This is a genomic window from Rhizomicrobium sp., from assembly GCF_056722145.1.
In genome coordinates this window covers 1-9290 of the sequence record NZ_JBWZET010000024.1, presented here as the reverse complement: position 1 = coordinate 9290, position 9290 = coordinate 1, and the positions used below count along the sequence as shown (strand labels likewise).

7 protein-coding genes are annotated in these 9290 nt (G+C 62.5%); 4 read left to right on the top strand and 3 right to left on the bottom strand.

The features are described 5' to 3' along the window. Both AC1P6P_RS01310 and AC1P6P_RS01305 read right to left on the bottom strand, forming a co-directional pair. On the bottom strand, positions 1-1159 hold a 1159-nt coding region (locus AC1P6P_RS01310; RefSeq protein WP_481400626.1), incomplete at its 3' end, for an AMP nucleosidase. Beyond that, positions 1156-2349, bottom strand: coding sequence for a phosphopentomutase (locus tag AC1P6P_RS01305; RefSeq protein ID WP_481400627.1), 1194 nt, complete (start codon positions 2347-2349; stop codon positions 1156-1158). The genes AC1P6P_RS01310 and AC1P6P_RS01305, both read right to left, overlap by 4 nt. A 122-nt stretch (positions 2350-2471) precedes the next feature. Here AC1P6P_RS01305 and AC1P6P_RS01300 point away from each other — a divergent pair, with 122 nt between their 5' ends. The 4 genes from AC1P6P_RS01300 to AC1P6P_RS01285 all read left to right on the top strand — a co-directional run bounded on the left by AC1P6P_RS01300 (position 2472) and on the right by AC1P6P_RS01285 (position 8870). After that, positions 2472-3296 carry a purine-nucleoside phosphorylase gene (locus AC1P6P_RS01300; RefSeq protein ID WP_481400625.1) on the top strand — a complete coding sequence of 275 codons (825 nt, stop codon included), beginning with the start codon at positions 2472-2474 and terminating at the stop codon, positions 3294-3296. A gap of 439 nt (positions 3297-3735) precedes the next feature. Continuing rightward, a complete protein-coding gene (locus tag AC1P6P_RS01295; protein WP_481400624.1) occupies positions 3736-6567 on the top strand; it encodes a TonB-dependent receptor in 2832 nt (943 codons plus the stop codon). Between the two features lie 279 nt (positions 6568-6846). Further along, a complete protein-coding gene (locus AC1P6P_RS01290; protein WP_481400623.1) occupies positions 6847-7839 on the top strand; it encodes a phospholipase C/P1 nuclease family protein in 993 nt (330 codons plus the stop codon). Positions 7840-7970: 131 nt separating this feature from the next. Next, on the top strand, positions 7971-8870 hold the full coding sequence (locus tag AC1P6P_RS01285) for a divergent polysaccharide deacetylase family protein (RefSeq protein WP_481400622.1): 900 nt from the start codon (positions 7971-7973) through the stop codon (positions 8868-8870). Between the two features lie 3 nt (positions 8871-8873). Here the strand turns inward: AC1P6P_RS01285 and AC1P6P_RS01280 are convergent. After that, on the bottom strand, positions 8874-9290 hold a 417-nt coding region (locus tag AC1P6P_RS01280; protein WP_481400621.1), incomplete at its 5' end, for a chorismate-binding protein.

Below are 9290 nucleotides of genomic sequence, written 5' to 3'. Positions count from 1 at the left end.
GTTCGGTGAAGCGCAGTTCCCAGTTGCGGTCGTCGGTGGTGACGACGGTACCGGTGCGCAGGCGTTCTTTCAGCACCTGGCCGGTTGCGCCGGTGACTTCGCTGACCGCCTTGGTGAGGGCAAGCTGCACTTCGGCGATCGGCGGCACCGGGATTTCACGCGACAGCATATCGTCGAGCACATGATCGTCGCGCAAGTATGCATGTGCCAGCACGTAGTCGCCGAGCCGCTGGTTGCCGCGCAAGCCGCCGCAATGGCCTACCATCAGCCAAACGTGCGGGCGCAGTACTGCCAGATGGTCGGTGATGGTCTTGGCGTTGGAAGGGCCGACGCCGATGTTGACTAGCGTGATGCCCATGCTGTTCGGCTGCACCAGATGATAGGTCGGCATCTGCGGCTGCTTCAGGAGCGGCGGGCACGATGGTTCCATGCCGGTCTCGGTGATGCGATTGCCGGGTTCGACGAAGGCGCGGGCGCGGCCGGCGGCGACCTCGTTCTGGCAATAGACGGCGAACTCGTCGATGTAGCGCTGGTAATTGGTGAACAGCACGAAGTTCTGGAAGTAGCGCGGGTCGGTGCCGCTGTAGTGGCGTAGGCGGTGGAGCGAAAAATCCACGCGGCTTGCCGAGAACAGCGACAGCGGAGCGGGGCCCGGACCCGGCCATTCGCCGCCGTCGGCGATCTGGTCGTGGGCTTCGTCGAGCCGCGGCAGGGCGAAATACTCGATCAGCTTGCGCCGCTTCTTGGCGTCGATGGCGGAGGCGCGTTCCACTGCGAATGTCAGCGGAATCGGCGTCTTGGAGCGTCCGACATAGATGTTGGTGTTGTAGTACTGGGTCAGCAGCGTCAGCTGTTCGATGAGATAGTTATGAAACAGCTTGGGCTGGGTGATGGTGGTGCCGTAGCGGCCCGGACTCGTCACCTTGCCGAAGGCCAGCGTGTTGGAGACGAGGCTGTCGTCATAACTGACGTCGACGCACAAATAGGGATAGACCGGATCGGGCCCGTGCTGCGCATCGCCGTTGGCGAAATCGGCAAAGGCGCGCTCGATCTCGCCGGTGGCCTCGTTGTAAAGCGCAATCAGCCGCTCGTAGGCGGCCTCGGGGCTTTCGCAGTGTTGCAGGTCGGTGGCGACGTCGTCAGAAAGGATCGGTGTCACAGGAAGCTGGTCCCTACAGGCATGGCCGGAAGGCCGAGATGATGGGCGACGGATTGGCCGATATCGGCAAAGCTGGTGCGCACGCCGATCGGACCGGCGCCGATGCCGGGGCCGAAGGCGAGCACCGGAATGTGTTCGCGGGTGTGATCGGTGCCTTGCCAGGTCGGATCGCAGCCGTGGTCGGCGGTGAACACTACGAGGTCGCCCGGCTTCAGCGCCGCGTTCAACTCCGGGATGCGCTTGTCGAACGCTTCCAGCGCGCCGGCGTAGCCGAGCAGATTGCGGCGATGGCCGAACAGCGTGTCGAAGTCGACGAAATTGGCAAAAATGATCGACCCATCCGGCGCGGTGTTGGCTTGCGCGATGGTGGCGTCGTACACCGCCTCGTTGGCATGCGCGACGATCTCTTCGGTGATGCCGGACCGCGCGAAAATGTCGGGAATTTTGCCGATGCCGATGACGCTGCGCCCGGCGGCTTTGGCAACATCAAGCACGGTCGGGCGGTACGGCGGCGTCGCGTAGTCGTGGCGGTTGCCGGTGCGCTGGAATTCGCCGGGGCGTTCGCCGACAAACGGGCGCGCGATCACCCGGCCAATGCGATACGGGTCCACCAGCTTGCGCACGATGTGGCACAGCTCGTAGAGACGATCGAGCCCGAAATGGGTTTCATGTGCGGCGATCTGATAGACGGAGTCGGCGGAGGTGTAGCAGATCGGCTTGCCGGTCTTGATGTGCTCGGCGCCGAGTTGCTCAATGATGTCGGTGCCGGAGGCGTGGCAGTCGCCGAGAACCCCGGGCAGGTTGCCTTCGCGGATCACCACTTCTGTCAGTTCGGCCGGGAAGGTCGGCACCGTCCTGGGGAAATAGCCCCAATCTTCTTCCACCGGCAGGCCCATCATCTCCCAATGGCCGCTCGGCGTGTCCTTGCCTTTCGACAGCTCGCGCGCCGCGCCGTAGAGGCCCACCGCCGGCAAGCCGTCGAACGCGGGCAGGGCGGGGTCAGCCAGATGCGCCGCCCGGCCGAGACCGAGGGCCATCAGGTGCGGCACCTGCAGCATGCCGCGGGGGGCGTTGGCGCAGCCCTCCCAGATCCGGCCGAAGGTGTTGGAGCCGGCATCGCCGAAGCGGTCGGCATCGGGTGTTGAGCCGATGCCGAAGGAATCGAGAACTGCAATGATCGCGCGCATCAGGTCCTATCCGGGGATTCGCCTGCCTCGCGAAAGAGGAGCGCGAGGCGAAAGCGGTGCATCAATATTGTTCCAACAAACGTCACTCTTGTCCATGCGCGCGCGACGCTGCTACCCCTAGGGCCATGACACAGGACACCTCTGCGACCATCGCCAGCGGCGTTGCGGCCATTCAGGCCCGCATCCCCGAGTTTCCCAAAACCGTCATCGTGCTCGGCAGCGGGCTCGGACGATTCGCCAGTGCCGTTGCCGGCGCCACAAGCGTTCCGTACGGGGACATTCCTGGATTCTCGCGCTCCACGGTCGTCGGCCATTCGGGCAACCTGATCGCCGGCGAGATCGAGGGCAAACGCATAGCCGTCATGCAGGGGCGTATCCACGCCTATGAAGGCCATGGCGGCGCGGCGATGGCGACGCCGATCCGAATCCTGAAACGGCTGGGAGTCGAGACGCTGATTCTCACCAACGCAGCGGGCGGTCTGCGGCTCGATCTCGGACCGGGCTCGGTGGTGCTGATCGAGGACCATATCAACTTCGCCCAGTTCAATCCCTTGATCGGGCCCAATGATGACGGCTTCGGTCCGCGCTTTCCGGACATGAGCGATCCTTACGATCGTAGCCTTCGCCAACAGCTGGAGCAGGCAGCAATGAACTCCGGCGTCGAGTTGAAGAAGGGCACTTATCTCTTTGTGCTCGGGCCGAACTTCGAAACCGCTGCGGAAATACGCATGTTCTCCAGAATGGGAGCCGATCTGGTCGGCATGTCGACGGTTCCAGAGTGCCTCGTGGCGCGCCACTGCGGGATCAAGGTGGCGGGGATTTCGATCGTCACCAATTACGGAACGGGCCTTGCGCCAGCGCCACAGTCACACGAAGAAACGCTGTCCACCGGAGAGCGGGCAGGGCTCAATCTCGAACAACTGATGCGCGAGTTTCTGCGCAAGCTCTGAGCAATGCTGCATTGCAACATGACGCGCTTTCAAGATCGTGCGGCAAGGCTTTGTTGCGCGTAATTTAATGATTATGACACCCGTACACGTATCTTAGTATCAATTCTATTGATGTGCGACATCGGCCTCGCAGCTACGTTTTTTCTGTGGTGTGGCCGCGAAACGACTCCTCTGTCATCAAACCAGCGTGATACATCCCCTATAGGCAGCCTGCAGCCGTAGCAGCTTGCTGCAGTTGCGAAATTCGGTCTCGGGGTGAGGCCGGAAAATGGGGGCGCAATGGTGCGTTTTAACGCGAGTGTTGAGAAAGATTGCGATGCTGTCATCGAACTTTCGCAGCACGGCCACAACGCACGTCATTGCTGTCCCAAATATGCGGCGACGCAGAGTGCATCGCTCGAGCGCGGTGCGTAACCGACGACAAAATGAGGGGAAGATAATGAGATTTTCGAAAATACTATTCGCGGGCGTGTGTCCGGCCGCGTTGATGGCGCTGGTTGTGACCCCCGCCATCGCGCAATCGACCGGTACTCAGGAACTCGAAATCGTCACCGTCACCGGCACCAAGCTGAAGTCGAGCTTCACCGGCCTGATGGCGGCGGAGCCGGTTTTGAAGCAGCGCTCGGCGATCACTGCGGAGTTCATCCAGACGCAGACCTCGGGTCAGACCTTCTTCCAGGATCTGAACTATCTGCCCGGCGTGAACTTCACCAACAGCGATCCGTACGGCGCCAGCGGCGGTGACCTGCGCATGCATGGCATGGACGGCGCTCATATTTCGCTGACGCTCGATGGCATGCCGCTCAACGATACCGGCAACTATGCCATCTACACCAACCAGATGCTCGATCCGGAATTGATCGGCAAGGTTTCGGTGAACCAGGGCACGACCGACGTCGACAGCCCGACCGCTTCGGCCGTCGGTGGCACGATCAACGTCCTGACGACCCCGGCGCGCGATACGTTCGGCGCGTCGACCAGCGTTTCCTTCGCCAGCTTCGCCGATCAGCGCTATCTCGTCCGCGTCGACTCCGGTGAATTCGGTCCGTGGGGCACCAAGGCGTTCGCCAGCTTCTCCTATCAGGATTACGACAAGTTCCGCGGCCCGGGCCGTGAGCGCCGCATTCAGGGGAACTTCGGTGTCGAGCAGGATCTCGGCTCGTTGGGCTTTATCAAGGCCTACGGCCATTACAACTCGAACCGCAACAACCAGTACAACAACCAGACCTTCTACCCGACCGATCCCAGCCTGAACACGGCAGTCTACGCGATCAGCCAGCCGAACATCATCAAATCCGGCGACTCGTATGTTTCGCCAGTTGACCCGACCAAGGCGACGGACGGCACCTCTGCCGGCAACCCGCTGCAGGGTTACGGCTGGGGCTTCGACGAAGCCAACGCCTGCCGCTACACCGGCACCGGCGCCAGCCCGCTCGTTCCGGTCGCGGGTACCGCCCAGACCCAGGCCAGCGGCCAGAGCGCCGGCGGCAGCACCTCTTCGACGACAGGGACCTGCACCAACTGGTACAAGCTGCGCATCAACCCGTCCGAGACGGGCAACTTCCGCGTCTTCTCGCTGTTCCATCTCACCAATGACCTGACGCTCACGGTCGACCCGAGCTTCCAGTACACCCTGGCAAACGGCGGTGGCGTGTCGGTCATTCGTGAAAACGACATGCGACTGGTGGGCAGCACGTATAACTCGGCCACCTACAACGCCAACGCTTACAAGACGGCGACGGCCACGAAGGCGTTCGGTTGCGTCGCGAATGTCGGTTGCGATCTCAACGGCGACGGCGATCTGCTCGATACGATCATGCTGTATACGCCCAACACGACCAACACGCGCCGTTGGGATATCAACGCTTCGCTGATCTATCGTCTCGACGACAACAACGTCTTCCAGCTCGCTTATACGCTGGACTACGGCCTGCATCGTCAGACTGCCCAGTACGCGCGCTTCGACGTCAACACGGGACCGTACGATCCGTTCGCCGGCAAGATCGACCGCGACCATGCGGTCGTGACCGCCGATGGCGCGGACATGCGCGGCCGCGATCGCAAGTCGTACGCCGTGCTGAATCAGCTGTCGTTCGACTATGAAGGCACCTGGCTCGACGACTCTCTGCGCGTCACCGCCGGCGGCCGCCTGCCGTACCTGCATCGCGGCATGCACCAGTACTGCTACCTGCAGATGACGGGCAGCTTCGGCCAGACCACACCGGGCGCCAACTACCAGTACTGCACGACGGAGCCGGTCTCGACCACGGCCGCCGTCGACGGCACGTACAGCTTCGCCAACGTCTCGGGCGCCGGCTTCACGCTGCCGGGCAACCGCAACGTCACCTACAACCGCTTCCTGCCCAACCTCGGCGTCAGCTACAGCCCGTTCGGCCCGGCGCATCAGTTCTTCGCCAGCTTCGCGGAAACCCTGTCGGCGCCGAAGACCGACAACCTGTACAACGGCGGCTCGTATACCGACTCGTTGAAGCAGGTCCACTACTCGACCTATGACTCGACCGTGATGCCGGAAACGGCGGCTGAATATACTCTCGGCTACCGCTACACGGGCGAAACGGTCCATGCGTCGGTCACCGGCTGGAACATGCAGTTCAAGAACCGCATCGTTTCGAGCTATGACCCGGATCAGGGCATCAGCGTCGACCACAACATCGGCACGGTGAACCTTGCCGGCGTCGACGTGGAAGCCGACTGGAACCCGATCGAAAACCTGAACCTCTACAGCTCGGTGTCGTACGAACACTCGCGCGTGGTGAGGGATCTGGCTCTTGGCATCATCAGCAGCACGTCCACCTTCTATGATGGTGTTGCTGGTACGGCCACGGCCGGGCAGGCGACTTCTTACGGCAACTACTATTACGCCCACACGGCCGGCAAGGAATTCGTCGAAACGCCGGATTGGACGCTGTCGGGTCGCGCCACCTACAAGATCAGCGACTTCTACTTCGGTATCGGTGCCAAGTATGTCGGCCGCCGCTTTGCGACCGACGACAACGGCTATCGCGTGCCGGACTACTACACGGTCAACGCGGACGCGAGCTACGACCTCAACACCTTCGGCCTTGAGAATTCGGCGCTCAAATTCAACGTCGATAACCTGTTCGACAAGCACTACTTCTCGAGCGTCAACTCGTCGAAGACCTGCTTCACCCCGTATGTTGCGTCGAAGACGACGGGCTGCACCACGCTGCCGGGCCTTTATGTCGGCGCGCCGCGCACCCTGATGGTGACCCTGAAGGTCTCCTACTGATCGATCTTTGATCTGACCTGTTGGACCGGCCGGGAAGCGATTCCCGGCCGGTTTTTTATGGCTGTCGCCGCATAGTTCTGGCCGGATCATGAACAATCCACAGGATTTGCGATAAGGCTGGAGACCCCTCTGGCTCGTGATTTGCGTGTCGGTTTCCGGCGCTGCTCGTGTTGCGCTGCATTCCATCTTTTTCCGCATGAGCGAACGCCCGGGACAACACGGTTCTTTTCGCCGTCACGTCGGCCTGCCATAAGCGTGCGTCTTGAGCGGAGGTGAGTCATGCGCAAGGTATTGATGCTGTCAGTTGCGGCCATGGTCGTGAGTTCGGCGGCGTGGGGTTGGGGAGCGGACGGCCATCGGATGATCTCCACCGTCGCGGTGCGATCGCTGCCGGCCGAATTACCGGCGTTCGTGCGTACGCCTGCGGCGGCGGCGGAAGCGGGCTATCTCGGACCCGAAGCCGACCGCGTGCGCGGCGCCGGCCATTCGTTCGACGACGAGAACAGCCCGGCCCATTTCGTCGATCTCGGCGACGACCTCACCATTGCCGGCGTTGCGATCCGCTCGCTCCCTGTCAGCCGCGAGCAATACGACGAGGCGCTCAACAAGGCCGGCACGACGCAATACAAGCAGGGCTATCTTCCGTATACGATCGAACAGGGCTTCCAGCGGCTGGCGAAGGATTTTGCCTATTGGCGCGTCGACGCCTGGGGCGAGAAGCACGGCAAAACGTCCGCCGAGCGCGCCTGGTACACCAAGGAACGCAAGATGCGCGAGGTGATCATCCTGCATGATCTCGGCACCTGGTCGCATTTCGTCGGCGACGGCTCGATGCCGATGCACGCGTCGGTGCACTACAACGGCTGGGGCAATTATCCGAACCCGGAAGGTTTCACCGACGCGAAAATCCATTCGCCGTTCGAAAGCACCTATGTCCACGGCAATATCACCGAACAGGACATCACCAAGGCAATACCGGCCTATCGCGATTGCAAGTGCCAGATCTGGGACCGCACCGCCGATTACCTCGTCGCCTCGCAAGCCGAAGTGGCGCCGCTTTATCGCCTGGAAAAGAAGGTCGGCTTGACCACGCATACTCCGGAAATGAACGCCTTCGTCACCAAGGAATTGGCGCGTGGCGCCGCCGAGCTGCGCGATATGATCATTGACGCCTGGCACCAGAGTCTCGATCTTGGCGTCGGCTATCCGGAGAAAAAGGTCTCCGACATTCTCGCCGGAAAGGCCGATCCTTACCCTGCGTTGAACAACTAAGTCCCTGTTTTCACAGGGATTGACTTCACCGCAGGGCTGGGCCGTACTGGTCCATGCCCCGGCGGGATGCGAATCGCTCGAAACAATCCGGCGCGCGCTTGAATGCGACGGCGCGGCGCGGACTCGAGGTCGTGTTCTGGATCGTGTTCGTGCTCGCGATCGGGATCGGCGGACCGAGCGCGCTGTCCGGATTGCCCGATTTGGCCAATGTCATCACGCCCGCACCGGTGTCGGAAGCGCAGGCGAGCGCCGGCTGGCAGGACGTCGTTCTTCATCCGCTCGGCCGGACTGTGCGCTATCGCGCGGTTGCGCCTGACAACCGCGCCGTGCCGCTACTGCCTGCGATTGCTCTGTTGATCGACGACATGGGCGGCGACATGGTGGAGAACCGCCGCGCCATCGCGCTGCCCCAAGGCGTGTCGCTATCGTTCCTGCCGGACCCCGCCGACACCCCGCGTCTGGCCGAGGAGGCGCGTCGCGCCGGCCATGAAATCCTGGTGCATGTGCCGATGGAATCGCCGCGCCGGAACGATCCGTCGCTGCGGCTGGCGTTGCGGCGCGATCTTCCGGCCGCGGAGAATGTGCGCCGCCTGGAGTGGGCGTTGTCGCGCGTGCCGGGCTATACCGGCATCAACAATCACGAGGGCAGCCTGTTCACCGCCGACCGGCAGGCGCTGATCCCGGTCGTCGAGGCGCTGTACGGTCGCGGCGTGTTCTTCCTCGATTCCCGCACCACGCCGCTGACGCAAATCGTGCCGGTGGCGCGCGCCTTCGGGCTGGCGAGTTCGGACCGCGACGTGTTTCTCGACGATGACCAGTCGCCGTCGGCCGTGGAACATCAGCTTGCCGTGCTGGAGCGGACGGCGCAAAGCCAAGGCGTCGCCATCGCCATTGGCCATCCCCATACGATAACCCTCGATCTCGTCACCCGCTGGTGCGCGAACCTGAACGGCTATCGCTTGGTGCCAGTCTCCACCGCGATCCGGTTGAAAACCGAACGGGAGATGCGTGCGGGGGTGGCGAGGAAATAGCGGCTACTGCCCCCGTTTGGCGGCGTTGGCGAAGCGGACGGCTTCGTCGGCCGCCGTCATCAGGGCCTTCGCCTTGTTGACGGTTTCCTGGAATTCGCTTTCCGGCACGCTGTCGGCGACGATGCCGCCGCCGGCTTGCACATACATGGTACCGTCCTTGACGAGGGCGGTGCGCAGCATGATGCAGGTGTCCATCGAGCCGTCACAGGCGAAATAGCCGACCGCACCGGCATAAGCGGCGCCGCGCTTTTCCTTTTCGAATTCGTCGATGATTTCCATCGCCCGGATCTTCGGCGCACCGGTCAGGGTGCCGGCCGGCAAGCCTGCCGCCAGTGCATCGATCGCATCGAGATCGTCGCGGATGGTGCCTTCCACATTCGACACCAGATGCATCACATGGCTGTAGCGCTCGATGAAGAA

Bases quoted from the DNA above. Each gene is read 5' to 3' on its own strand.
- AC1P6P_RS01300 (WP_481400625.1), top strand. From the start codon at position 2,472: ATGACACAGGACACCTCTGCGACCATCGCCAGCGGCGTTGCGGCCATT.
- AC1P6P_RS01295 (WP_481400624.1), top strand. From the start codon at position 3,736: ATGAGATTTTCGAAAATACTATTCGCGGGCGTGTGTCCGGCCGCGTTG.
- AC1P6P_RS01290 (WP_481400623.1), top strand. From the start codon at position 6,847: ATGCGCAAGGTATTGATGCTGTCAGTTGCGGCCATGGTCGTGAGTTCG.